Origin of the sequence: Acidiplasma aeolicum, from assembly GCF_001402945.1 — an archaeon.
Taxonomy (GTDB): domain Archaea; phylum Thermoplasmatota; class Thermoplasmata; order Thermoplasmatales; family Thermoplasmataceae; genus Acidiplasma; species Acidiplasma aeolicum.
The window spans coordinates 1-995 of the sequence record NZ_LKBG01000161.1; the positions used below are offsets into that span (position 1 = coordinate 1).

At 33.5% G+C, this 995-nt stretch carries 1 protein-coding gene; it reads right to left on the bottom strand.

Annotated elements, in window-relative coordinates:
* Positions 1–235: 235 nt before the first annotated feature.
* Positions 236–995 (bottom strand): HpcH/HpaI aldolase family protein (locus tag AOG54_RS03990; protein ID WP_055032457.1); only part of this gene is annotated, 760 nt, incomplete at its 5' end.

The window sequence follows — 995 nt, forward strand, 5'->3', positions numbered from 1 at the left end:
TACAAAAAATATAATAATATAAAACTTATTTCACGTTTTTATTACGCAAAATAATAATTGTTAAGACAAAATTCTTAAATAATTTACATTTACTATGCTTTATAATTTATTCTAGTGTATTTCTATTATTTAAATAAATTCCTTTTGAGTACTTTAAATCTATATAGTGTTAAAAAGAGCCATCCAATATTTTGAATCCATTTGGCTAGGATTGTATATTTTTAAAAAACAATTGTCAGTAAATAAACGACTTAAGAAGATCATTTGCGGCCTTATAAATAAGAAAATCATCAGAACTTACTGCCATTATAGTAAAACCTTTTTTAATTAATGCCTTAGCCTGTTTTACATTGAATGCCAGTGTGCCACCAGGTTTTCCCACCTTTTTACCGATTTTTAGCATTCTGTCCATGGCTTCCATTACAACGGGGGATGATGGATCGCCTAAATGTCCAAGAGAGGCAGCTAGATCGTTAGGTCCAATAAACCATCCATCTACACCATCTTTTGAAATAATAGATTCAAAGTTATTTACTGCCTGAGCAGTCTCTATCTGTACAATTACCGTGGTTTCGGCATTTGCATTTTTAAGATATTCATCTTGTTTTATATAATATCCGGAAGCCCTTCTCGCACCTGTACCCCGTATGCCAATGGGTGGATACTTGCTATAAGAAACGGCCATTGAAGCTTCTTTAACATCATTAACCATTGGAACCATAACACCACAGCTTCCAATGTCCAGTGCCTGTTTAATATAAACCAGATCATTTTTTGGCACTCTTACAATAGAAGTTATCTTTTCCGATTTAGCCCTTAAAAGATTCTCAAGAATTTCAACAGTTATTGGTGCATGTTCCATATCAAAAAGAAACCAATCAAAATCATTCATTGAGAGAATTTCAACTACCTCTGGATGTGGAATAGTTATCCATGAACCTAGCACGCCAGGGACTATAGCACTGGCAAAGTATATGGCCTCAAATGCAAATGTT